Source organism: Pseudoruminococcus sp. (genome assembly GCF_047012705.1).
Lineage (GTDB): Bacteria > Bacillota > Clostridia > Oscillospirales > Acutalibacteraceae > Pseudoruminococcus.
Map to the genome: position 1 here is coordinate 207,039 of NZ_JBKXNW010000002.1, position 25,289 is coordinate 232,327.

General features: G+C 38.7%; 23 protein-coding genes, 1 riboswitch and 1 other annotated feature. Of the genes, 18 read left to right on the top strand and 5 right to left on the bottom strand.

All coding sequences use genetic code 11. From position 1 onward, the window contains the following. Positions 1 to 233 precede the first annotated feature (233 nt). Genes ACLU24_RS02835 through rnr form a run of 4 tightly spaced genes read left to right on the top strand, consistent with a single transcriptional unit; the run spans position 234 to position 5,293 of the window. Complete coding sequence (locus ACLU24_RS02835; protein WP_412610170.1) at positions 234 to 1,292, top strand: DnaD domain protein; 1,059 nt, start codon at positions 234 to 236, stop codon at positions 1,290 to 1,292. Between the two features lie 13 nt (positions 1,293 to 1,305). Continuing rightward, positions 1,306 to 2,313, top strand: a complete 1,008-nt coding sequence (locus ACLU24_RS02840; protein WP_412610171.1) for an ATP-binding protein — start codon at positions 1,306 to 1,308, stop codon at positions 2,311 to 2,313. A gap of 5 nt (positions 2,314 to 2,318) precedes the next feature. Next, complete coding sequence (locus ACLU24_RS02845) at positions 2,319 to 3,173, top strand: DegV family protein (protein ID WP_412610173.1); 855 nt, start codon at positions 2,319 to 2,321, stop codon at positions 3,171 to 3,173. Between the two features lie 23 nt (positions 3,174 to 3,196). After that, positions 3,197 to 5,293, top strand: a complete 2,097-nt coding sequence (rnr, locus tag ACLU24_RS02850; protein WP_412610175.1) for a ribonuclease R — start codon at positions 3,197 to 3,199, stop codon at positions 5,291 to 5,293. 716 nt (positions 5,294 to 6,009) lie between these two features. Here the strand turns inward: rnr and ACLU24_RS02855 are convergent. The 4 genes from ACLU24_RS02855 to ACLU24_RS02870 all read right to left on the bottom strand — a co-directional run bounded on the left by ACLU24_RS02855 (position 6,010) and on the right by ACLU24_RS02870 (position 8,829). Beyond that, positions 6,010 to 6,417, bottom strand: coding sequence for a TIGR04086 family membrane protein (locus tag ACLU24_RS02855; RefSeq protein WP_412610177.1), 408 nt, complete (start codon positions 6,415 to 6,417; stop codon positions 6,010 to 6,012). An 81-nt stretch (positions 6,418 to 6,498) separates the two neighbouring features. Then, positions 6,499 to 6,921 carry a preprotein translocase subunit YajC gene (yajC, locus tag ACLU24_RS02860; RefSeq protein WP_412610179.1) on the bottom strand — a complete coding sequence of 141 codons (423 nt, stop codon included), beginning with the start codon at positions 6,919 to 6,921 and terminating at the stop codon, positions 6,499 to 6,501. Positions 6,922 to 7,034: 113 nt separating this feature from the next. Beyond that, positions 7,035 to 8,165 (bottom strand): tRNA guanosine(34) transglycosylase Tgt, encoded by a 1,131-nt coding sequence (gene tgt, locus ACLU24_RS02865; protein ID WP_412610180.1) that lies wholly within the window; start codon positions 8,163 to 8,165, stop codon positions 7,035 to 7,037. Continuing rightward, entirely contained in the window at positions 8,158 to 8,829 is a 672-nt protein-coding gene (locus tag ACLU24_RS02870; protein WP_412610182.1) for an immunity protein Imm33 domain-containing protein, read from the bottom strand. Before ACLU24_RS02870 ends, tgt begins: the two co-directional genes overlap by 8 nt. A gap of 253 nt (positions 8,830 to 9,082) precedes the next feature. Here ACLU24_RS02870 and eno point away from each other — a divergent pair, with 253 nt between their 5' ends. Further along, on the top strand, positions 9,083 to 10,378 hold the full coding sequence (gene eno, locus ACLU24_RS02875) for a phosphopyruvate hydratase (protein ID WP_412610183.1): 1,296 nt from the start codon (positions 9,083 to 9,085) through the stop codon (positions 10,376 to 10,378). Between the two features lie 192 nt (positions 10,379 to 10,570). Here the strand turns inward: eno and ACLU24_RS02880 are convergent, their stop codons facing one another. Further along, complete coding sequence (locus ACLU24_RS02880) at positions 10,571 to 11,854, bottom strand: O-acetylhomoserine aminocarboxypropyltransferase/cysteine synthase family protein (RefSeq protein ID WP_412610185.1); 1,284 nt, start codon at positions 11,852 to 11,854, stop codon at positions 10,571 to 10,573. 321 nt (positions 11,855 to 12,175) lie between these two features. On the opposite strand from ACLU24_RS02880, the gene ACLU24_RS02885 reads away from it, so the two are divergent. The 13 genes from ACLU24_RS02885 (at position 12,176) to ACLU24_RS02945 (ending at position 25,236) form a co-directional block, all read left to right on the top strand. After that, positions 12,176 to 12,979, top strand: a complete 804-nt coding sequence (locus ACLU24_RS02885; RefSeq protein ID WP_412610186.1) for a starch-binding protein — start codon at positions 12,176 to 12,178, stop codon at positions 12,977 to 12,979. Positions 12,980 to 13,135: 156 nt separating this feature from the next. Beyond that, positions 13,136 to 13,855: an ABC transporter ATP-binding protein gene (locus ACLU24_RS02890; RefSeq protein WP_412610187.1), complete on the top strand. Its 720-nt coding sequence runs from the start codon at positions 13,136 to 13,138 to the stop codon at positions 13,853 to 13,855. A 15-nt stretch (positions 13,856 to 13,870) separates the two neighbouring features. Beyond that, entirely contained in the window at positions 13,871 to 14,794 is a 924-nt protein-coding gene (locus tag ACLU24_RS02895) for a SufB/SufD family protein (protein ID WP_412610189.1), read from the top strand. Between the two features lie 544 nt (positions 14,795 to 15,338). Beyond that, positions 15,339 to 15,436: riboswitch (TPP riboswitch) on the top strand. Between the two features lie 111 nt (positions 15,437 to 15,547). Further along, positions 15,548 to 16,348, top strand: coding sequence for a bifunctional hydroxymethylpyrimidine kinase/phosphomethylpyrimidine kinase (gene thiD / locus ACLU24_RS02900; protein WP_412610190.1), 801 nt, complete (start codon positions 15,548 to 15,550; stop codon positions 16,346 to 16,348). Continuing rightward, a complete protein-coding gene (gene thiC / locus ACLU24_RS02905) occupies positions 16,345 to 17,655 on the top strand; it encodes a phosphomethylpyrimidine synthase ThiC (RefSeq protein ID WP_412610191.1) in 1,311 nt (436 codons plus the stop codon). The genes thiD and thiC overlap by 4 nt, the downstream gene beginning before the upstream one ends. 15 nt (positions 17,656 to 17,670) lie before the next feature. Beyond that, on the top strand, positions 17,671 to 18,309 hold the full coding sequence (thiE, locus tag ACLU24_RS02910) for a thiamine phosphate synthase (RefSeq protein ID WP_412610192.1): 639 nt from the start codon (positions 17,671 to 17,673) through the stop codon (positions 18,307 to 18,309). Next, positions 18,306 to 18,947, top strand: coding sequence for an HAD family hydrolase (locus tag ACLU24_RS02915; RefSeq protein ID WP_412610193.1), 642 nt, complete (start codon positions 18,306 to 18,308; stop codon positions 18,945 to 18,947). The genes thiE and ACLU24_RS02915 overlap by 4 nt, the downstream gene beginning before the upstream one ends. A 289-nt stretch (positions 18,948 to 19,236) precedes the next feature. Beyond that, on the top strand, positions 19,237 to 19,722 hold the full coding sequence (locus ACLU24_RS02920) for a hypothetical protein (protein WP_412610194.1): 486 nt from the start codon (positions 19,237 to 19,239) through the stop codon (positions 19,720 to 19,722). A 31-nt stretch (positions 19,723 to 19,753) separates the two neighbouring features. Next, on the top strand, positions 19,754 to 20,896 hold the full coding sequence (locus ACLU24_RS02925) for an FtsX-like permease family protein (protein ID WP_412610196.1): 1,143 nt from the start codon (positions 19,754 to 19,756) through the stop codon (positions 20,894 to 20,896). Continuing rightward, positions 20,896 to 22,131 carry a hypothetical protein gene (locus ACLU24_RS02930; RefSeq protein ID WP_412610197.1) on the top strand — a complete coding sequence of 412 codons (1,236 nt, stop codon included), beginning with the start codon at positions 20,896 to 20,898 and terminating at the stop codon, positions 22,129 to 22,131. Before ACLU24_RS02925 ends, ACLU24_RS02930 begins: the two co-directional genes overlap by 1 nt. 12 nt (positions 22,132 to 22,143) lie before the next feature. Next, a complete protein-coding gene (locus ACLU24_RS02935) occupies positions 22,144 to 22,806 on the top strand; it encodes an ABC transporter ATP-binding protein (protein WP_412610198.1) in 663 nt (220 codons plus the stop codon). A gap of 70 nt (positions 22,807 to 22,876) precedes the next feature. Then, positions 22,877 to 23,133 (top strand) — a binding site (T-box leader). Positions 23,134 to 23,198: 65 nt separating this feature from the next. Then, positions 23,199 to 24,653 carry an anthranilate synthase component I family protein gene (locus tag ACLU24_RS02940; protein WP_412610200.1) on the top strand — a complete coding sequence of 485 codons (1,455 nt, stop codon included), beginning with the start codon at positions 23,199 to 23,201 and terminating at the stop codon, positions 24,651 to 24,653. Between the two features lie 19 nt (positions 24,654 to 24,672). After that, positions 24,673 to 25,236 carry an anthranilate synthase component II gene (locus tag ACLU24_RS02945; protein WP_412610202.1) on the top strand — a complete coding sequence of 188 codons (564 nt, stop codon included), beginning with the start codon at positions 24,673 to 24,675 and terminating at the stop codon, positions 25,234 to 25,236. Positions 25,237 to 25,289 lie beyond the last annotated feature (53 nt).

Below are 25,289 nucleotides of genomic sequence, written 5' to 3' on the forward strand. Positions count from 1 at the left end.
GCCCTTAACATTCTTTGCCCCTAAAGGGCGGACTTTGTCTGCCCTCATTGACTAATGTTGCTAACCAAAAGAAAAAGCGGCGGATTTTATCCGCCGCTCAAAGAGCAATGAATGTTGGGCTTCGCCCAAAAGTGTTTCGCTCTCTGCGGAGAGCGACAAGGGCTTTGCCCTTGACCTACAAGCTTTTGAAAAAGCTTGAGCAAAACTTTTAATTGTCTTATGGGAGGCAAATAATGAATTATAAAATGAATCTTGGTGCATGGAATAGCATTTTCGCTGTTCCATGCAGTGTTGTCGATGAACATATAAAACTTGCGGGAGCGGCTCAACTAAAGGTTTTGTTGTGGTTTTTGCGTCACGCAGGAGAAAATTTCTCCGATGAAGATATGGCGGCTGCACTCTCAATGAGTCCAGCCGATGCCCGTGACAGTATGCAATACTGGATAGCAACAGGCATTATAACCATAGATAAAGAAAGTGGTTCAATAACTCCTTCTGTAAATGAAACTTCTGCACCATTTGGCTTTAAGCTTACAGAAAAGCCTACTTTTACCGCTAAAATAGAGCCTAAGGTTAAAACTTTAAAAGCAGAACTAAAGCCTGTCGAACAGCCGATTGAAAAAAAGCAAAGCGAGCCTAAGAAACCACTTTCAAGACCACAAAAGCCGGATTCCGCACACCTTGCAGAAAGAATGATTGCTGACCCATCAATCGCATTTCTTATGCAAGAGGCAGATAATATTCTTGGCAGAATGACAAGTAATGCTGATAAATGTACCTTGCTTATGCTGAACGAATATTACGGACTTCCAGTTGAAGTTATAATAATGCTTTTGCAGTATCTTCAGGATATGGGCAAAACCAATATGAAATACATAGAAAAGGTTGCCGAAAGTTGGGGAGATAGCGAAATAACAACCGTTGACAGAGCCGAAAAGGAAATTATGCGTATGACCAATAGCAGAACTGCCTTTAGGCTGATAGTTCAGACGCTTGGTCTTGAGGAACATTCCCCGACAGATAAGGAACTCAAACAAGCTGAGAGATGGGTAAACGAATGGCACTTCACAGCAGATATGATTCGTGAAGCATACGAAAGATGCGTTGATGCTAAGGGTAAGTATATTCCTAATTATGTCGAATCCATACTTGACCGCTGGCATAAGGCTCAGATTACAACCTTAGAGCAGGCTAAGGCAGAAAAAAAGCCCAAAAGAGCCAAATTCTCAAGCGAATCAGAGGCGACATACGATTTGGACGCATATGAAAATTCAAGCATTTTTGACGAATAAGGTGATATAAACAATGGGATATTCCAAAGATATATATGATGACGCTTTGGAGGAACTGAAAGCGAGAAGAAATAAAGCAGAATATGATGCAATGGTAAAGCATTCAGAGCTTGTCAAAAAATTGCCGAGGGTACAGGAGATAGAAGAAAGCCTTGCAAAAACAAGTACAATGGCGGCTCGTGCGGTATTTGCCGACAGAATAAGCGTAAGAGAAATGCTCGAAAAGCTCAAGACACAAAATCTTGCCTTGCAAATGGAGCTTAAAACAATTTTAGAAAAAAATGGTTATCCGTCAGATTACCTCGACATACATTATAGTTGCAAAGAATGTAGCGATAAGGGATATATTGACGGAAAAATGTGTTTATGCTTAAAAAAGCTTTTGCGTGAAAAGGCATATGATAAGCTAAATAGCGTTTCTCCACTTTCACTTTCGGATTTCAAGACATTTTCGCTCGATTATTACAGTCGAGAGCCTATTCGTGAGGGTGAAAAAATGATTTCTCCATATGCAAGAATGGAGAAAATTCTTAATTTCTGCGAAAGCTATGCGGTAAACTTCACACCAAAATCAAGAAGTATTTTGTTTCAGGGCGGTTCGGGACTTGGAAAAACTCACCTTTCGCTTGCAATAGCAAAGGAAGTCATCGGCAACGGCTACGGTGTGGTCTATTCCTCTGCGCCTGATATTCTCTCAAGGCTTGAGAGCGAGAGATTCAACGATGATAAAACCACTGACGCAACAGAAAATCTTCTTAAAGAATGTGACCTTTTAATTATAGATGACCTCGGAACAGAATTTCTTACACAGTTTACATTGTCAAAAATTTATAATATAATAAATACAAGAATGCTGCTGAAAAAGCCAATAATAATAAGTACAAACCTTACGCTTAAAGAACTTGAAAAATCATATCATCAGAGATTGGTTTCAAGAATAATAGGAGAGATGCTCAGGCTTAAATTTATTGGCAGGGATATTCGTCAGATGCAGTATAATGATACAATTAAGAAAGGGTGATTTCTTTGGAAAGAAAGGTATTGATAACGGCAGACAGCACTTGCGATTTGCCGGCAGAGATTAAAAAGAAATATAATATTTCAATATATCCGCTTCATATTATTCTTGGCAGAACAAGCTACGATGATGGTGTGAATATAACACCTGATGAGATTTATAAGCACTTTAAGGCTTCAGGAACACTTCCAAAAACTTCGGCTGTCAATGTTCAGGAATACATCGATGGATTTTCACCACTTGTAGAGCAAGGCTATGAGATAGTGCACATAAACTTGGGTTCAGCACTTTCTGCTTCATATAAGAATTGCTGCATTGCCGCAGAACAGCTTGGTAATGTTTATCCGGTCGATTCCTGCAATCTTTCAGGTGCGTCAGGACTTCTCGTTCTTGAAGCCGCTGAAATGGCTGAAAAGGGAATGTCCGGCAAGGAAATTGCAGAAAATGTTCGTGCATTAACTCCGAAAACTTATGGAAGTTTTGTTGTTGATAGGCTTGATTATCTTCGTGCAGGCGGAAGATGTTCAACTATTGCAATGCTTGGTGCAAATCTCCTCAGCCTAAAGCCAAGTATCATTGTAAATAATAAGGATGGTTCTATGACTGTTGGCAAAAAGTATAGAGGTAAACTCGAAAAGGTTTTGCCGCAATATATTGATGATAAGCTCTCAGAATTTGATGATATCAACCCGAAAAGAGCTTTTATAACACATTCAGGTATATCTGATGAGCGTTTAAAGCTTGTTTATGACTATCTCAAGAGTAAGAATGTATTTAATGAAATTATTATTTCGAGAGCGGGCTGTACTATTTCATCGCATTGTGGTCCGAATACATTAGGAATTTTATTTATGACAAAGTGATTTAAAACACCAAAGGAGATTCTATGAAACTAAAAACAAAGGATATTGTTCTTACAACCCTCCAAAAAGAAAACAGAGAGATTTCTCGTGATGAGCTTTTTAAGCTTTCAGGAATATCCAATAAGGCAAGCTATAATCTTGCTATTTCGGAGCTTCAGGAGGACGGCGATATTATCCTTATAAAGAATAAAGATGTTGTGTTGAGTGAAGCAATGGGATATGTAAAGGCAACAATTCTCAGAAGCTCAAGATATTTTTCATTTGCAAGACCGGCAGACGGTTCACCTGATATATTTATTCCTTGCGAAAAGATGAAGGACGCTATTCCCGGAGATGTTGTCCTTCTGCAAGATATTCGCCAAGAGGAAAAAGGTCCTTCCGCAGGAATTTTCCGTATAGTAAAAAAGGGCGACAGACTTATAACAGGTATGGTCGAGAGATATAAAAGTAAGCTTTCTGTTATTGCAGACGGTGGATTCGGATATAGTATTCCGATTGTAAGGGGCGGAGAGCTCAGGTCCCGTGACGGCGATAAGGTTCGTGCTGCTCTTATGTATGACCAGCACGAAAGAAAGCTTTATTGCCGAGTTTTGAGTATTTACGGCAAGGCAAACAGTGCAAAGATATGTGCTGATGCAATTATAGACAGATATGGTATTCCGAGCGAATTTTCAAAGGGACTTCGTGCAGAGGCAAAGAGAGTTTCGGAAGAACCTATCACAGCAGAAGAAATAGCAAAACGCAGAGATTTGCGTGATGAGGCAATCCTCACCATCGACAGTGCGGACGCAAAAGACCTTGACGATGCAATTTCCGTCAAGAAAACTGAAAACGGCTGGATACTCGGCGTACATATCGCCGATGTTTCGCATTATATCCGAGAGGGAAGTGAGCTTGATAAGGAAGCCTTTGAGCGTGGAACCTCCGTATATTTTGCAGATAGAGTTATTCCAATGCTACCGGAGGAGCTTTCAAACGGCTGTTGTTCGCTTAATAGCGGAACAGATAAGTTGACCTTCTCTGCTATTATGAATATAGACCAAAAGGGAAATCTTTGCGATTTTGAATTTTGCAAGAGCATTATCAATTCAAAGGTAAGAGGAGTTTATTCCGAGGTTAATGAGATTCTTGCAGGAACTGCTGATGATGAACTTCTCAAAAAATATTCTCCAGTTGCACAAACTCTCAAAGACGGAGAAGAGCTTTATGCAGTTCTTAAGCAAAACGCTAAAGAGCGTGGTGAGCTTGAAATTGAAACAACTGAACTTAAATTTGTCCTCAATGAAGCAGGCGTATGTATAGATGTTTCAACAAGAACTCGTGGCAAATCAGAAGAAATGATAGAGCAGTTTATGATTATGGCAAATCAGGCTGCCGGTAAACTGGCTAAGGAAAAGAATATACCGTTTGTTTATCGTATTCACGCAAAGCCTGAGGCAGAGAGAATTGCAACACTTTCAGATTTAGCACAGGCTTGCGGTTTCAGAGTTAATAAGATAAAGCCGGGACTTACACAGCGTGATTTAGCAGAATTGCTTTCAGCGGCAAAGGGTACAAGATACGAAAAGCTTATGTCTATGCAGGTTCTCCGCACTATGGCAAAGGCACAGTATGACGATAAGCCAATCGGACACTTTGGTTTGTCGCTTGCAGATTACTGCCACTTTACATCTCCGATAAGGCGTTATCCGGATACATCAATCCACCGTATTCTTTCAGCTCTTGTCGGCGGAATGTCTGTTGAAGAAATCAGAAGAAAATATGAAGATTTCGCAGAGGAATCCGCAAAGCAGTCATCAGAAAGAGAAGTCAGAGCTGTAAATGGTGAGCGTGATACAGAAAAGTGTTATGCGGCAGAATATATGACAGCACATATAGGCGAATGTTATGATGGCGTAGTTGAAGGTGTAACCGCAAAGGGAATATTCGTATCAATTCCTTGCGGAATAGAGGGTTTTGTAAACCTTTCAAGACTTGAAAATGCGTTTTTTGAATATAATGGCACAACAACTACAACCGATAAGCGTTCCGGAATAAGCTATTCTATTGGTGATAGTGTAAGAGTCAAGGTTACTGCCGCAACAGTAGCACTTGGCACGATAGATTATGAATTAGTATAGTAAAGTCTAACAAACTTTCCTAAGACGCTTAAAAGTTTCGCTCGAGGCGGAGTGCCTCCGCCGTCAAGACGCGGAATCGCTCGACAAGTCTCGCTCGTAGTGAGTGAGGGAAGATAGTTGACGCGGTTGGGGAATTTTCCAATGGACTACCGATTAGCTAACCAACTTTCCAAAGACAAATAAAAGTTTCGCGCGAGCCTTTGAAAAGGCTCGCGGTTTCCAAAGGCGGAGCCTTTGGTGGGTTTTAAGGGCGAAGCCCTTAACATCTCTTTCATCTCAAGCGGTGGACTATGTCCACCGCTTTTTTACTGATGTTATTTACAAGCCTCCGAATGGGTGAATAAATTTTACCTTTACACTTAAACCCGATATTTATTACGGGCAAAAGAAAAAAGAGCGGACAAAGTCCGCTCTTTAGGAGCAAAGAATGTTAAGGGCGTTGCCCTTAAAACCCACGAGGGACTCCGTCCCTCGACCCTGCAAGCTTTTGAAAAAGCTTGAGCAAAACTTTTAAGTGTCTTAGGAAAGTTGGTTAGCTAATCGGTAGTTCATTGGGAAATTTCCCGACCGCATCAACTATCTTCCCATATTCACTGTGAGCGAGGCAAAGCCTAGCGATTCCGCGTCTTGTCCTGTGCGGTCACGCACCGCGTCTTGACAGCGGAGGCACTCCGCCTTGAGCAAAACTTTTGAGTTTCTTAGGCGAATCTGCCAATTCAACGGCGGCGAGGACGACGATTTACACCAAGTATTCCGCCAAATGAACCTGATAAAAGCATTGCGGCAAATCTCATAAGTGTATCAAGGTTTATTGAATCAGAGGAAAGTATAGTTCCTGTCAATAGAACAATGATGAATAAAAACAATGCCGATAAAGCACCTACTATAATTCCACGAGATTTAAGTATGCGTGAGGCGAGAAAGCCTGCTAAAAATGCCGATACACAAGAAGAAATAATCGCCGCCGCGAATACTGCCGTTTGTGATAGGGATTTCATTTTAAGCACGAAAAATGCACTTAAAAATAACATCAATATAAGTATCACGCCACCGAATAATCCGCCGAAAATTACAGCACGAGCCATAGACTTTATTGTGATTTGTTGCGATTTTTCGTTTCTCACATAAAAACCCTCCCGAAACAATTATATTCTAATTGTATTCGGAAGGGTTTCTTAATATGATATTTTATTTTTGAGAAAAAATCAATCCTCGTCCTTTTTGCCAAAGAATCTTTTCTTTTTCTTAGGCTCTTCATCTTTTAATAACTTAGGTTCTGCTTTTTTAGGCTCAGGATTCTTTTCTGTATCGATAGTAGAGATAGCCCATCTCTTGATTCTGAGTCTTGAACGGTCACTTGCTGTTTCGATAACAAGAGAGTCATCATCTTTAATAGAAACGACACGACCCATAATACCGCCGATGGTTGTAATATCATCGCCAATCTCAAGGCTGTTTTTCATTTCTTCCTCAGCCTTCTTTTTCTTCTTGTTAGGACGGAAGATAAAGAAATAAATAGCAAGAGCAAGAAGAGCATACATACCAAGAATCATCCATATTTGACCTGGACCTTGTTGTTGAGCTACATCTGCCGAAGAAGCAGCATTATCAAGTAAATTAAAGTTCATTCTTTTTACATTCCTTTCAATTTCAAAAAGTCCAATGGAAGATTTTTCAAGTTTCCATAAAGACTAATAATGATATTATAGCAATTTAATCAGTAATATGCAAGGGGAATGTGTCAGATTCGTCTACCTATAATTTCTGCATATTCATTATAAAATTTGTCAAATTCGTCATTTTTGAGTGCTTCACGAATTTTCATCATAAGAGTATTATAGAAATAAATATTATGAATAACTGAAAGTCGCATAGCAAGCATTTCTCCGCTTTTGAAAAGATGTCTGAGATATGCACGAGAGAAATTTTTGCAAAGAGGGCAATCGCACTGTGAATCAACAGGCGAATCATCAAGAGTGTATTTTTCATTAAACATATTCATTCTACCGCTCCAAGTAAAGAGGTGAGCGTGGCGGGCATTTCTTGAAGGCATAACACAATCGAAAAGGTCAACTCCACGCCTTACAGCCTCAAGAATATTGAGCGGAGTTCCTACACCCATAAGATAGCGAACCTTATTTTTCGGAGCATAAGGCTCAACCGCCTCTATTATGCGGTACATTTCTTCTGCACTTTCACCGACAGCAAGACCGCCAATAGCATAACCGTCAAGGTCAAGCTCACTGATAGCCTTCATATGCTCAATTCTGATATCCTCATAGGTTGAACCCTGATTTATTCCAAAAAGCTGTTGTTGTTTGTTGATAGTGTCTTCTCTTGAATTAAGCTCTATCATTTTTTTCTTGCAACGAACAAGCCAGCGATAAGTTCTGTCGCAGGAATTTTTCGTATAATTATATTCGGCAGGGTTTTCGATACATTCATCGAAAGCCATAGCAATATCAGAACCGAGATTGGACTGAATAGTCATACTTTCTTCAGGTCCCATAAAGATTCTGTGACCATCAATATGAGAAGAAAAGGTAACGCCTTCCTCAGTTATGTTTCTGAGCTTTGCGAGGGAAAAAACCTGAAATCCGCCACTATCTGTAAGGATAGGCCCATCCCAACGGGTAAATTTATGAAGTCCGCCAAGTTTTTTGATATTCTCATCACCAGGACGCAGGTGCAGATGATAAGTATTACATAGCTGAACCTGACAGCGGAGTTCCTTTAAGTCGAGTGCAGATAAAGCACCTTTTATTGCACCGCAGGTGGCAACATTCATAAAGCCCGGTGTCTGAACTTCGCCGTGTGCAGTTGTAAAAGAGCCAAGTCTGGCAGAACCGTTTGTTTTAATAAGCTTATACATTTGTTTCTGTTCTTCCTTTATTTTCGTTTCCGTCAGTAGAGAATTTAAGAGGATTATTGTCCTTGTCTACAAGTGCAGTCATCTTGTTGCCGTCGAAAACTGCAAGAGTACCAACCGGCATACAAAGAATACGGACAGCAAGCGGTCTGAACTTGAGAAGCTCACAGGTTTGAATTTCAGCGTAATCATCAGGTTCGTGCTGAGATTCGTCATCACCCATAACGCCGAGATACCAGCCGGAATCGTCCTCATTTTCAGGTTCAGAGCGTGAAAAATAAATGTCTTTTGCATTTAGAGCGTCTTTAAGTACAAGCATTTTATGCTTAAAAGTTATAGGCATAGTGCCTGGAACGACCTGAATACCTGCTGTGTGCATAGCTTCACTTTGAAGATTTTGCACCATAAGCGGAATTGTAAGATTGTTTGTTCTTGCATTATGTGGGTCACGATGAAAGTCAGGAGCAAGAATATCCCAATAGTCTTCTTCTTGCTTGAAGTAATAATAGGACCAGCCTGCGCAGAGGGTAAATTCTTCATTGAAAATATCTTTTTGAGAATTTAGCTGAGCGATAACCTCAGCCAAAGAGCGAACAGCATTTTCGAGTTTTTCTTCACAGGTAAGATGTACTGTCTTATCAGCAATCTGTACAATATAAGTTCTCATAATATAGGCATCTCATTTCTGTATAAATTTTATTCTGAAATTGTTTAATTTTCATTAGAATTTCACTTCTAAATATAACAAATTGAATAGATAAAGTCAACCGCTGTCCAATAAAGTTTTTGCCTGATAAGTAAAAAAGATTATAAAAGGTATGTAAAAATTTTGAGTTAGGGTTGACAAACCAGAACAGAGGTGTTATTATAATTTTGGTTAGAATATGCTAACTTATCTGATGTTAAAGGAGATTTAACTAATGAGTTATTTAGAAATTGAAAAGGTTATCGGAAGAGAAATTCTTGATTCCAGAGGAAATCCAACAGTAGAAGCAGAGGTTACTCTTGCTGACGGTACTGTTGCAAGAGGTACAGCTCCAAGTGGTGCATCAACAGGAGAATTTGAGGCATTAGAGCTTAGAGATGGCGATAAGTCAAGATATCTCGGCAAAGGCGTTTCTAAGGCAGTAAATAATATAAATACAGTAATTAATGATGCTATCAAGGGACTTGACGCATCTGATATTTATGCAGTTGACAGAGCTATGCTTAAGGCTGATGGTACAAAAGATAAGTCTAATCTTGGTGCTAATGCTATACTTGCAGTTTCTATTGCAACAGCAAGAGCAGCAGCAACAGCTATGGATATTCCACTTTATAGATTCCTTGGCGGTATCTCAGGCAACCGTCTTCCTGTCCCTATGATGAACATTCTCAATGGTGGTGCTCATGCAGCTAATACAGTTGATGTTCAGGAATTTATGATTATGCCTGTTGGTGCTCCAAGCTTCAAAGAGGCACTTCGTTGGTGTTCAGAAGTTTTCCACGCACTCGCAGCACTTCTCAAGTCTAAGGGTCTTGCAACATCTGTTGGTGATGAAGGCGGTTTCGCTCCTGACCTTGCAAGTGATGAGGAAGCTATTCAATATATTCTTGAGGCTGTTAAGAATGCAGGTTATGAGCCTGGCAAGGACTTTATGATTGCTATGGACGCAGCTTCCAGTGAATGGAAAGGCGAAAAGAAGGGCGAATATGTTCTTCCAAAGGCAGGCACAAAGTTTACATCAGCAGAACTTATCGAGCATTGGAAAAAGCTTGTTGAGAAATATCCTATCGTATCTATCGAAGATGCTCTTGACGAAGAAGACTGGGAAGGCTGGAAGCTCCTCACAGCAGAGCTTGGCAACAAGGTTCAGCTTGTTGGCGATGACCTCTTTGTAACAAATACAGAAAGACTCAAGAAGGGTATTGACAATAAGTGCGGTAACTCTATCCTCATTAAGCTCAATCAGATTGGTTCAGTTTCTGAAACACTTGAGGCTATCAAGATGGCACATAAGGCTGGTTACACAGCAATTTCTTCACACCGTTCAGGTGAAACAGCAGATACAACAATCGCAGACCTTGCTGTTGCACTTAACACTTGCCAGATTAAGACAGGTGCTCCAAGCCGTTCAGAGAGAGTTGCAAAGTATAATCAACTTCTCAGAATTGAGGAAGAGCTTGGCGAAAGTGCAGTATATCCGGGTATTTCTGTATTCAGCTTTAATAAGTAATAGATTAATCCTCTAATATACCTTCAATATATAATAAGAAAACTCCGCTCGATATAGCTTTTGTCGAGCGGAGTTTTTCGATTCATATTAAAGTAACAGCCACAACTCAGAAAAAGAGTTATGGCTGCCATTTTATAAAAGTTAATTTATAGATAAGTAACAAAATTTACTCATCTTAGGATAAAATTCAGATTAGCATTTTTCAAGTGCCTGAGCCAAATCTGCAATCAAATCTTCTTTATCCTCTATTCCGCAGGAAATGCGGATAAGCTCAGCAGGAACACCGGCTGCTTTGAGTTGCTCATCATTCATTTGACGGTGTGTTGATGTAGCAGGATTAAGGCAACAAGTTCTTGCATCTGCAACATGAGTTTCGATTGCAGCGAGTTTCAGATTTTTCATGAATGCTTCTGCGGCTTTTCTGCCACCCTTCAAGCCGAAAGATACAACGCCACAGCCACCCTTAGGAAGATATTTTTGTGCAAGTGCATAATATTTATCACTTGGTAAGCCAGAATAATTAACATAAGCTACCTTTGGGTGATTGAGCAAGAATTCTGCAACAGCCTGACCGTTTTCAACATGGCGCGGCATACGAACATGAAGAGATTCAAGACCTAAATTGAGGATAAATGCGTTTTGTGGAGATTGAATACAACCGAAATCACGCATAAGCTGTGCTGTGCATTTTGTTATGAATGCACCTTCCTTGCCAAACTTTTCTGCATATGTAATTCCGTGATAGGATTCATCAGGTGTGCATAAACCGGGGAATTTTTCTGCATGAGCCATCCAGTCAAATTTACCCGAATCAACAATAGCGCCGCCGACAGCTGCACCGTGTCCGTCCATATATTTTGTTGTTGAATGTGTGACAATATCTGCACCCCACTCAATAGGACGGCAATTTATCGGTGTAGGGAAGGTGTTATCAACTATAAGAGGAACGCCGTGTGAATGTGCTGCCTTTGCAAATTTTTCAATATCAAGAACAGTAAGAGCAGGGTTTGCAATAGTTTCGCCAAAAACGGCACGAGTGTTATCCTGAAATGCTGCATTAAGTTCTTCTTCTGTGCAGTCAGGAGAAACGAATGTAGCGGTAATGCCCATCTTAGCCATTGTTACAGCAATAAGATTGAATGTTCCGCCATAGATTGATGATGATGCAACTATATGACTTCCACACTCACAAATATTAAAAAGTGCAAAGAAATTTGCCGCTTGTCCGGAAGATGTGAGCATAGCCGCAGTGCCACCCTCAAGCTCAGCTATTTTAGCTGCAACATGGTCATTTGTAGGATTCTGAAGTCTTGTATAGAAATATCCTGATTCTTCCAAATCAAAAAGCTTGCCCATAGCCTCGCTGGTATCATATTTAAATGTAGTTGATTGGATAATAGGTACTTGACGAGGTTCGCCATTGCCGGGTGTATAGCCACCCTGTACACATCTTGTATTGATTTTATATTCTGACATTTTAAAAGCTCCTTTGATAAAATTTCAATAATTTCTTTTATAATTATATCAGATAATTGAATAAAGTCAATAATTCCTCCTATTATGCTATGAGATTATTCTATAACCAAGTAAAAGTAATTCTTTAAGCTTTAATAGAGCAAACTATACAAGTAATTTACCGCTTTGACTCCAAAATTATGCTGTATATTGTGTTTTATGTACTAAAATTGTCGATATTTTCCTTGACTTAGATTGGATAAAATATTATAATATTACCAACGACAAAAAAGCAAAAAAGTTCGTTGATGTTTTTTGCTTTTATATTAAGGAGTGTTTGTAATGCAGCAAATAGTATGCCCAAAATGTAAAGCGTTAGCGGAAGCAGGTTTGAATTTCTGTCCGAGTTGCGGTGCTCCGCTTCCACTTCCAAGCTCTCGTGGCGGCCACGCCGGTGAGAATTTAACCCAGGTTAATCAACAGCATGTCGCTAAGGCTATTCTTAACGAAGGCAAGAAGAAAGAAAATCCTAAAGTAGCTCTTGTTGTTGGGGTTGTTACAATCGTTTTGGTTATTGGTATAATTGCGGCTTTGATTATTACTGCTGGTGTTTCTTCATCTACAACTCCGACAGTTGCAGATTCTATTGCTAATTCAGGCACTATAGAGTCTTCTGCTCCGGCTTCTGAGTCTTCTGTAGCAGCTGTTGTTACATCTGACGAAAGTTCAGAGGCTGAAAGCTCTGCTGAAGCAAGTGTAGAGAGTACAACAGAAGTTTCAACAGAGAGTTCTTCCGCTGAAAGTATTGCAGAGCCTGCAGCTTCTGAAATTGTCATCAAGGCAGAAAAGCCGGATGATTGGACTGATATGTATGCTTATATTTATACTGATGATATGTTCAAGAATGCTAACTGGCCTGGTGAAGCTATGACAGATAATGGTGACGGTACATATTCTTACACAATTCCAAACTCATTTGCTGATAAGAATACATTCGTTGTTTTCTCAACAAGTCAGCTTAATACAGGAGCTAAGTTATCAAAGCAATTCCCATATATGAATGATAATGGCTACAATATCAGCGAAAAGTCTACATTCACAGTAAGTGACTTTAAGTCCTATGCAAGTGAAAAGGTTGCTCAGTAAAATATAAAAAGGGTATTTAAAGGCATAGTTCGTAAGAATTATGCCTTTTTATGTTTTTGAAATAAAAAATAAAAAAATAAGGTATACTACTTCGCAAAATGCAAAAAATGGTGTATAATATAAATTATGGAATCTATTATATAGAAGGAGTCTAAGATGTTAGAATTAAAGAATATTTCCTTTTCGGCAGAAAATGACGAGGGGAAAAAAGAAATTATACACAATGTAAGTTTAAAGCTTAATGAACGTTTTATAGCATTGACAGGTCCTAACGGCGGAGGAAAATCCACTCTTGCAAAGATTATCGCAGGAATCTATACCCCGACAGACGGACAGATTATATTTGACGGTATCGATATAACAGGAAAGAGTATCACAGAAAGAGCAAGAATGGGTATAAGCTTCGGTTTTCAGCAGCCGGTCCGTTTTAAAGGTATTACCGTTCAGGATTTAATCAATCTCGCGACAGGCAAAAAGCTCTCTGTTGCTCAGATTTGTGATTACCTTTCAGATGTCGGGCTTTGTGCAAGAGAATATATAAATCGTGAGGTTAATGCAAGTCTTTCGGGTGGTGAGCTTAAAAGAATCGAAATAGCTATGGTTATGGCGAGAGGTACAAAGCTTACTATTTTTGATGAACCGGAAGCAGGAATAGACCTTTGGAGCTTTAGTAATCTTATTTCTGTATTCGAAAAAATGTATGAGAAAAAAGGCGGTACTATCCTTATAATATCTCATCAGGAGCGTATCCTTAATATTGCGGATAGAATAATCGTTATTGCAAATGGTGAAATCGTTAAGGACGGCAAAAAAGAAGATGTTCTTGATGGACTTCTCACAGCAAAAACCTGTGCCGCACTCACAGATAAGATGTAAGGGAGGGAATATAATATGGCACTTGATAAAATCCAAATGAATTTACTTAAAGAAGTTGCAAATCTTGAATCCGTACCAGAGGGTGCATATAATATTCGCTCTAATGGTAAGCTTGAATCAAGAAACTGCACTGAAAATATAGAAATCGTTACAAAAAAGGATAAACCGGGCATAGATATTATAATTCGTCCAGGAACTAAAAACGAAAGAGTAGATATTCCTGTTATTCTTACGCAGACAGGACTTAATGACCTCGTTTATAATGATTTTTATATCGGAGAGGGAGCAGATGTTCTTGTTGTTGCCGGCTGTGGTATTCATAATGCAGGGGATAAGGATTCCGAACACGATGGCATACATTCCTTCCATGTCGGAAAAAATGCTCGCCTTAAATATATAGAAAAGCATTATGGCGAGGGTGACGGCAACGGTTCAAGAATACTGAATCCTACAACAATAGTTGAGATTGATGAAAACGGATATATGGAGATGGAAACAGCACAGATTAAGGGTGTTGATTCAACATATCGTCTTACAAAGGCTGTTCTTAAGGATAAGGCTACACTTGTTATCCACGAAAAGATTATGACTCACGGCAAGCAGACGGCTACCACAGAATTTCATGTAGACCTCAATGGTAAAAATAGCGGTACTCATGTAGTTTCTCGTTCCGTTGCGAAGGGTGATTCTCACCAGAAATTTATATCTTGCGTCAATGGTAATAATCTTTGTAATGGTCATACTGAGTGTGACGCTATTATTATGGATAACGGTAAAGTTACAGCTGTCCCGGAGATAACTGCAAATGATGAAAACGCAAGTCTTATTCATGAGGCGGCTATTGGTAAAATTGCAGGCGAACAGCTTATCAAGCTTATGACTCTCGGACTTACCGAAAAAGAGGCCGAGGAGGAAATCATCAACGGCTTCCTGAAATAATGCGTGATAATCATTTTTGCTAACTCACTTTCCCAAGACACTTAAGCGGCGAACCGCCGCAGCCAAGACGCGTAATCGTTCGACAAGTCTCACTCGACACTCTTAATCGTCTTATGTTGTCGCAGTCGATGAAACTACCGATAAACTAACAGATTAAGTGTAGGGGCGCACTGTGTTCGCCCTTAAGAGGGCAAGATAGGTTAAGGGCGTTGCCCTTAAAACCCACCAAAGGCTCTGCCTTTGGAAACCGCGAGCCTTTTCAAAGGCTCGAGCGAAACTTTTATCTGTCTAAGGGAAGTGCGTTAGCTAATCGGTAGTTGATTGGAAAATTCCTCGACCGCGTCAACTATCTTCCCTAACTCACTACGAGCGAGACTTGTCGAGCGATTCCGCGTCTTGACAGCGGAGGCACTCCGCCTCGAGCGAAACTTTTATCTGTATAAGGAAAGTGCGTTAGCTCATTGATAATTTTGTTAGTTAGTGCAGTAGCTAACTTGACAATTCTTGTAAAATACGGTACTATATTTAATATAAAAACTGAATAAATTATTTACGGGGGTATCGGATAAGCGTCCGATTGAGAATTAAACCCTTTGAACCTGTCGGTTGATACCGTGGTAGGGAAGTAAATTTGTAGAAATTGAGATTTTTACTATCCTTAAATATAAGCGGGATTATACCGCTTATTTTAGTTCTCAAGTTATTAAGCCTGCCGTTGTGCAGGCTTTTTTTATTTTTTAGGAGGTGGATTTTATGAAAACAGCTTTGACTATTGCAGGCTCGGACTGCAGTGGTGGAGCAGGAATACAGGCAGATTTGAAAACCTTTTCAGCAAACGGTGTTTTCGGAATGAGTGTAATTGTTTCAGTTGTTGCAGAGAATACTTCTCGTGTAATATCAGTTGAAGATATTTCTCCGGAAATGATTAAGAATCAGATTGACGCTGTTTTTGAAGATATTGAAGTAGATGCTGTCAAGGTTGGTATGCTTTCATCAGAAGTTTGTATGAAAGCCGTCGCGGAAAAGCTCCGCCAGTATAAACCGAAATATACTGTTATAGACCCTGTTATGGTGGCAAAGGGCGGACACGCTCTTATGAAACCTGAAGCACTTGAAGCTTTAAAAACGGAAATTATTCCACTTGCATATGTTCTTACGCCGAATATTCCAGAGGCAGAAACTATTACAGGAATGAGCATAGAAAGTCAAGAAGATGTGCAAGAGGCTGCAAAGAAGATATATTCGCTTGGTGCAAAAAATGTTTTGATTAAGGGCGGACATCTTTCAGGTGATGCAATAGATTTACTCTATGACGGTAAATCGTTCTATACCTTTACAACAGAACGCATAAACACTAAAAATACTCATGGAACAGGCTGTACATTTTCGTCAGCTATTGCCGCAAATCTTGCAAATGGCTTAAACTTAAATAAAGCTGTTGAAAAAGCAAAATCTTACATAACAACAGCGATTGAACATTCACTTCCGATAGGAAAAGGACATGGACCGACAAATCATTTTTATGAATTATATACGAAAGGATTGCAATTATGAACTATAAAACACAGATGGAAGCCGCTAAAAAGGGCATAGTCACAAAAGAAATGGAAACCGTTGCACAGAAAGAGCAGATGGATACTAAGGAGCTTATGGAGCTTGTTGCAAAGGGTACAGTTGCTATTCCTGCGAATATCAACCATAAATCTCTCAGTGCTGAGGGTATCGGTGACGGACTTAAAACAAAAATCAATGTCAATCTCGGAATTTCCGGCGACTGCAAGGACTATACTCTTGAGTTTGAAAAGGTAAAAATGGCTATCGACTTCGGAGCAGAGGCTATTATGGACTTAAGTAACTACGGCAAGACAAACACTTTCCGTAAACAGCTTATTGAATATTCTCCTGCAATGATAGGTACAGTTCCTATGTATGACGCTATCGGTTATCTTGAAAAAGACCTCCTTGATATAAAGGCAGAGGATTTCTTAAAGGTTGTAGAGGCTCATGCAAAAGAGGGCGTAGACTTTATGACAATTCACGCAGGTATTAACAAGAGAGCCGTTGAGTGTCTAAAGCGTGATAAGAGAAAGATGAATATTGTTTCTCGTGGCGGTTCATTGCTTTTTGCATGGATGGAAATGACAGGAAATGAAAATCCTTTCTATGAGCATTATGATGAAGTTCTTGATATTCTCAGAGAATATGACTGCACAATAAGTCTTGGTGACGCACTCAGACCAGGCTGTATTGACGACAGCACAGACGCAGGACAAATCAGCGAGCTTATAGAGCTTGGCGCATTGACAGAAAGAGCATGGCAAAAAGATGTTCAGGTTATGGTTGAGGGTCCAGGACATATGGCTATGAATGAAATTGCTGCAAATATGAAGATTCAGAAAAGAATCTGCCATAATGCACCTTTTTATGTTCTCGGACCGCTTGTTACAGATATTGCACCGGGTTATGACCACATTACATCAGCAATCGGCGGAGCTATTGCCGCAAATAACGGTGCAAACTTCCTTTGCTATGTAACCCCGGCAGAACACCTTCGTTTGCCAGACCTCAGCGATGTTAAGGAGGGTATCATTGCTTCTAAGATTGCCGCACACGCAGCAGATATTGCAAACGGTATTAAGGGTGCAAGAGATATTGATAATAAAATGGCAGACGCAAGACACAAGCTTGATTGGGACGCTATGTTCGAGGTCGCTATTGATAAGGAAAAGGCTAAGAGATATTATGAGTCGACACCAGTAAGCGAGCGTCATACCTGCTCAATGTGCGGAAAGATGTGTGCTGTCAGAACTACAAATCTTATCCTTGAGGGCAAGGAAGTTAAGTTCTGCTCAGAACTCTAATTCAGCGGTGAGAGTATGAAAACAAATTCAGAAATTTATCAGCTCTATCTTGTGACAAACCGAGAGCTTATGTCAACAAAAACTCTTGAAGAAGCTGTTGAAAAAGCCATTGATGGTGGCTGTACTATGGTTCAGTTAAGAGAGAAAAGCCTCTCGTCAAGAGATTTTTATAATACTGCAAAAGCTCTCAAGGAATTTTTGCAAACTCGTGGAGTACCGCTTATTATAAATGATAGAGTTGATATTGCTCTTGCTGTCGGTGCAGACGGTGTACATATAGGTCAAAGCGACCTGCCTTTGCACGAGGCACGAAAAATTCTCGGCAACGAAAGAATCATCGGTGCAACCGCACCAACACTTCCGCTTGCACTTGTTGCGGAAAGAAATGGTGCTGATTATCTCGGCGTTGGTGCAGTTTTTGGTACAACTACCAAAAAAGACGCTAAGAAAAATACTATTGAAGTTCTCAGCGAGATTGCACATACAGTTAATATTCCCGTAGTCGCTATCGGTGGAATAAATGCCGATAATGTAGCCAAACTTGCCGGAAGTGGCATAAGCGGAGTAGCAGTTGTTTCGGGAATTATAGCACAAAAGAATATTACAGAAGCTTCACGCAAAATTCTTAATATTCTAAAAAAGGAGGTACTATGAGCGAGATAAAGGGAGTAATTTTTGACCTTGACGGTACATTGATAGATTCTATGTATGTTTGGCGTAAGATAGATGTAGATTTTCTTGCGGAAAGAGGTTTAGAAGTTCCGCCTGATTACGAACAGGCTATCAAGACTATGCACTTTGAAACCGCCGCCGAATATACAATCGCAAGATTTGGGTTTAAGGAAAGCCCACAAGAAATTATGTCGATATGGCTTGGTATGGCATTAAATGAATATGCACATAATGTCAGGCTCAAAGATAATGCCGAGGAGCTTTTGCAAAAGCTAAGAACGCTTGGTGTGAAAATCGGTATAGCCACCTCGTCAAAACCCATTCTTGCCGAACCTGTCTTAAAAAATAATGGCGTTTATGATTACTTTGATACGATATGCTGTACCTCAGAAGTTGGTGTGGATAAGCGTCACCCCGATATATACCTCTTAACCGCAAAAAAGCTTGGTGTCAAGCCCGAAGAATGTGTAGTTTTTGAAGATATAATTGACGGCATAAATGGTGCAAAGCTTGCGGGAATGAAAACCATTGCCGTATATGATGAGGGTTCAGCGGAAGATGTTGAAACGCTGAAATCCACAGCTGATAAATATATATATTCATTCACAGAATTGCTTTGATAAAAATTCTTGATTAGGTGTTAAAATCACTTAGTCAAGAATTTTTCTTTTTTAGAAATATTCGACAAAGTTTACCAGAAATCGTCAAAGTTTACCACTTTGTAGAAATTTTTTGGTTTATATGATATAATTTACAATAACTTACCTTATATTAATACTATTTCATATCGAATTTATTCATTATTTTAATGAATTTGATATTAAGTATTGACATTCACTAAAATTATGATATAATGTAAATATAAATGTACATTTATAAAATTAAACACAGAAAGGAAAGATAATTTTTATGTTTAAAAAAATTATCGCAGCCGCATTGGCTGCACTCACACTCACAGTGGCAGGTGGTACAACTATGATAGTATCAGCTAAGGAAAGTTATAAGCCTATAGTAACTTCTAAACAAAACTATCATTATTGTAAAATTAATGGTTGTACTCATAAATATAATGGTAAATATCTTAGTCTAAATCCAAGTGGAGTATGGGGATTTGTATATTCAAACGCTTCTGATCATAAAGACAGTTATAAATATATTTCAATATCACCATATTCTTACGACTCGTATCATAAAGAATTTGTTTCATTATTTTCATATGCTACAAGAAAAGGCGGAACCTCTGAAGTAATAGTTTGTCCGAATGCAATAATAAATGGATTGGTTGTAAAAGTAGTGTACAATGGTCAAATTTTCCGTTCAGCAGCTAAGAATTCAGGAATTTTAGAAAAATATCTTGTTGGTTCATTCAGAAGTGGTGTTCCTATATCTACATAATTATAAAATATAAGTGCGGGGGTATGTTGGTTTGAAATATTTATTTCTTGTGTTTAAAAACATCAAAAAGTTTATAAAAAACAAGCCGTTTCTATTTTCTTTTTTAATAATATCTCAGATAGTTTGCGTTATAGTTGTTTTTCTTGTTTGTGGCTTTGTAGATAATGCTAATCGTAAAAGCATAGTTATACAAGAAGGATTTACACAATTTAGTGTTTCTATTAATACTAATGGAAGTAAAATATATACTCAAGATAAGTATGATGCTGATTATTCATATGATGAGAATAATTATCTAAAAAATGTCAGACCTAAAATTGACAAAATGATTGAATTTTTAGGCGACGATTTTGGTGACTTTTCTATTTTAGGTTTTACGGGTGTAGATAATGATGCATTATCTTTTTCTACAGGATATTCCGCTAATGATAGTACGCTTGTTTCCGATGAAATAAATAAATTCAATAAGTCCAACGAAAAAATTGTGCGAGTTAATCCTAATAATGAAGAAATTTCTGAAAAATTCGGATCGGTTAAATTAGGTGATAAAATAAGTGTAAATGGTGATGAATATACAGTCGCTATACTTGATAGTAATTCTTTTTTGGATTTTCCTTATAATTCTGCCGGTGATGAATTTATTTGCACGATTGTATTTGCAGATCTTAAAAAACCATGTACGCCTAAACAATCAACTGAAATCGAAAATAAACTTAAAGAAATTTTTGGAGAAGATCAAGAAATTTCTCCTCCACAGCCACGAGTTCTTGAAGAACTTCAAAATATACAACTTGCTTATAGTATTACAGCCGCAGTTATTATTATGATTATCCTGAATATAAGTAGAGTATATTCTTATGTTCTTACATATAGAAAGAAGCCTTTTGCCGTTATGAATATATGCGGTGCAAGTAAGGAAAAGATATTCTTGATTTATCTAACAGAACTTATGCTTACACTTATAGTTACTTTTGGCATAGCTTTACTAATTTTCCACACGCTTATATTACAGCCGATAGCGGTAAGCTACCCGAATTTCTTATTAAGTATGACTCCACAAACATATCTTATAATCTTCGGATTATATTTTGTGATTTCAATTTTAATAATGTCGCTTACAATTTCGAGATTTATAAACAAATCTGCTGTTGAGATGGAAAGGAGCGGTGACTAATGAAATATCTTAGATACGGCTGTCTTTCAATCAGCAAAAATGTGGTATTTACTCTTATTATGGTGCTTGAGGTTATGGCGCTTCTTGTCACAACAAATGTTACAATAGGCTCTGCAAATAGTAAAATGGTATTGGTAAAACCCTTTTCAGATATTATAAATAAAGAGGGCTATTATTGTGCCTTTGAGCCTATATGGGAAACATCAGAAGAGGCAGCTGAGTTTTATGGCTTGTTTAATAAGCTTAAATCAGCAACTATTATTTCATCAGAGAATTTTGGTTCAAGTATAATTACAGATGATGATATATTTTTTAAATATAGTATGCCATTGCAGAGTGGTTCTTGGCCAAAAACTGCCGCAGATGAACAGGGCAGACCTTATGTAGTTGTATCGCCAGATTATATGAAAAACGTAGGCGAAACAATTACCGCTGACGGTGTAGGCGAATGTGTAGTTTCGGGCGTTCTCACTGAAGTTACATATATTCCGAATTTTTCTATTTATGACAATGAAAAGGATAATATAACCAGCTTTTATAGAAGTGCCGACTATAAAATGGCAATAGAAGCAATTAAGGCTGGCAGTTCAGATGAACTGAAATATAGCGATTCAGCAATTATTTTAGCTAAAAGTGCATATAAGGCTTTAAATGGCAATAAAGATGTGACATATCTTAGCTGTTTTATAGTATATGATGATAATATCTCAAAAGCCGATATAGAATATAATAAAGATATTATGCAAAAAATTACTGATTTCCAAAAAGATAATACAGACCTTTTCCCAATGAAACCAGACTTTACACCACTTTCACAGATAAAGGCTGGCACAGATACATATATAACAAATAGTTATATAGACATACTTCCAATAATACTTGTTGTTGCGGCAATAGTTCTTATCGGACTTATAGGCTCTGTTGCGATAAATACTGTAACTCAGATAAGAAACTACGGAATATACTTCCTTTGCGGTTCAAAATGGAGCGATTGCTTTAAAATATCTCTTGCGAATATCTCAATAATACTGCTTTTCTCAGGAGTACTTTCGGGAATATTTCTCTATTGCTCGAAATTTATCAATCTGAACTATCTTGTCGGACAGGTTTATGAGTGGAATAACCTCTATATTTCGCTTGGAATAATTTTTGCAATGATACTTCTTTCATTGATTATCCCGTTTGGCATAATAAGGTTCACATCACCTGTCGAAGTCATAAAAGCAAAGAAGTAAGGAGTGGAAGATATGCTGAAAATTGAAAATCTCACTAAAACATATAATTATAAAAAGTCTAATGCCTTTACAGCTCTGAAAGATGTTTCGCTTGAGGTGGCAGACGGAGAAATGCTTGCCATTATCGGAAAATCTGGAGCAGGCAAAAGTACGCTTCTCCATATAATCGGTTGTATAGATAAATTCGAGAAAGGTAGTTATACAATAGACGGAACAGATGTACATAGCCTTTCAGATAACAAGCTTGCGAAAATCCGCAATGAAAAAGTTGGTATAGTCATGCAGGATTTCGCCCTTGTTGATGAATATTCCGTTATCGAGAATGTTATGATTCCATTAAATTTCTCAAAGAAAAAGCTTGGCAAGCCAAAAGAACTTGCTATGAAAGCTCTCGAAAGAGTAGGTATATCAGACCTTGCTAAAAAGCCTGTTTCTAAGCTTTCGGGCGGTCAAAAGCAGAGAGCTGCCATTGCCAGGGCAATAGTCAATGACCCTTCTTTCATTCTTGCAGACGAACCGACAGGTGCTTTAGACACCAAAACCTCGTCAGAAATAATGGAGCTTTTTACCGAGCTTAATAAATCTGGCAAGACCGTTATAATCATAACGCACGACCCAACAGTGGCTGATAAATGCAAACGCAAGGTAGAAATTAGCGACGGCAGAATAATCTGAATAAATTTTTTGAAAAATTGTTGACTTTTGTAATTTTCGGTAGTATAATCAAACTAAAGTTAATTGAATAAGTAAACCGTTGAACAAGAAGAGTAGAGTTTATCGAGCGTATTAAGAGAGCTGATGTTTGGTGCGAATCAGTTATGCAGATTTACTTGAATGGGCTTGCAAGGGCAGCAGGAAACCGAATTATTTCGGAAGTAATGGCTGACGGGAACTCTGTCCGTTATCAGTAGAGTGCGTATGAAGTACGCAAAATGAGTGGGTTTTTTTATAAATAACCAATTTGGGTGGTACCGCAGAAGTTTCAAAGCTTTTGTCCCAAGGATTAAGTTCCTTGTGACGAAAGCTTTTTTTGATTTTTAAAATACTGAAAAAGAGAGGTAATAACTATGATTAAGCCGTCTTGTGACGAAATTATGGAGCTTGCAAAAAGCTACAACACAATTCCTGTCTGTAAGGAAATTTTGGCTGATGTAATTACACCGATTACATTGCTCAGAAGAATAGCAGCTTCCAAGAAAAGATTTTTCTTGCTTGAAAGCATCGAGGGCGGCGAAAAGTGGGGAAGATATTCCTTTATAGGTTATGACCCGATTATGCGTGTAAGCTGTAAAAATGCTGTTGTAACAATCGACCGCAATGGCAAAATGGAGAATATCGGAACTAAAAAACCTCTTGAGGTTTTGCGTTCAATACTCAAAGATTATAAGTCACCAAGCCTTAAAGAGCTTCCGCCGTTTACAGGTGGTTTGGTTGGATATTTCGCTTATTCAATGATAGGCTATGCTGAACCAAAGCTTAAAATCAAGAGTGGAGATTTCAACGACTATGATGTAATGCTTTTCGATAAGGTTATTGCATATGACCACCTAAAGCAGAAAATCTGTGTTATAGTTAATATATCAACAGATAAAATTCTTGAAAATTACGGCAAGGCTACCGCAGAAATTGAGAAAATAATAAATCTTATAAATGACGCATCTCCTTTACCAGAGCTTAAAGGCAGAATGAAATCTGATTTTGAGTGCAATGTCAGCGAAAAAGAATATTGCGATATAGTTGAGAAAACAAAAGAATATATTCGTGACGGAGATATTTTTCAGGCAGTTATTTCACGAAAGTTTACTTGTAAATATGACGGCAGCTTAATAAATGCCTATCGCGTACTCAGAACGATAAATCCTTCACCTTATATGGTTTATATGAATATTGACGATGACGAGATTATCAGCACATCACCGGAAACTCTTGTCAGACTTCAGAATGGCAGACTTTATACTTTCCCGGTTGCCGGTTCAAGACCTCGTGGCAAGACCGATGAGGAGGATATAGCTCTTGAAAAGTCACTTCTCAGCGATGAAAAAGAGCTTTCTGAACATAATATGCTTGTTGACCTCGGCAGAAATGACCTTGGCAGAATTTCAAAGTATGATTCCGTAGAGGTTACTAAATATATGGTTATACACAGATATTCAAAGATTATGCACATATGCTCACAGGTTGAATCAAACATTCGAGATGATTGTGACGCTATGGACGCTATTGAGTCCGTACTTCCGGCAGGAACACTTTCAGGAGCTCCAAAGATAAGAGCTTGTGAGATTATCGAGGAACAAGAGGCGCTTCCAAGAGATATTTATGGTGGTGCTTTGGGATATATGGATTTCACAGGAAACCTCGATACTTGCATAGCAATCCGTATGGCGTATAAAAAGGGCGAAAATGTATATGTTCAGGCTGGCGGCGGAATAGTTGCTGATAGCGTTCCGAAGAATGAATACGAAGAATCCGCAAATAAAGCGGCGGCTGTAATGAATGCCGTAAGAAATGCCGATGAGCTTTGATAAAGGGAGATGAATTAAAATGGTACTTCTGATTGATAACTACGATAGCTTTTCATATAACCTTGTTCAGCTTGCAGGCTCAATCAATCCTGATATCAAGGTTATAAGAAATGATGAACTTACAGTTGATGAGATAAAGGCACTCAAGCCATCACATATCATACTTTCACCTGGTCCTTGCTATCCTAAGGACGCAGGAGTTTGCGAAGAAGTCGCAGTAAAGCTTGGAGATATTCCGATACTCGGTGTATGCTTAGGTCACCAGGCGATATGTGAAGCCTACGGCGGAAAAATCATTCACGCAAAACAGCTTATGCACGGTAAGATGAGTGTTGTTGATATTGATAATTCATGCGAGATATTCAAGGGCTTGCCTGAGAAAATCGAAGTTGCAAGATACCATTCGCTTATAGCAGAGACAGAAAGCTTGCCGGATTGTCTTGAGGTGGTTTCAAGAGATGCGATAGGTGAGATTATGGCGGTTAAGCATAAGGAAAAGAATATATTCGGAGTACAGTTTCACCCTGAATCAATCCTGACACCTCAAGGTAGAATTATAATGGAGAATTTCCTCGGCATATGACCAATTAGTTAATAAACTTCCCTAAGACACTTAAAGTTTAGGTCAAGCCTTTT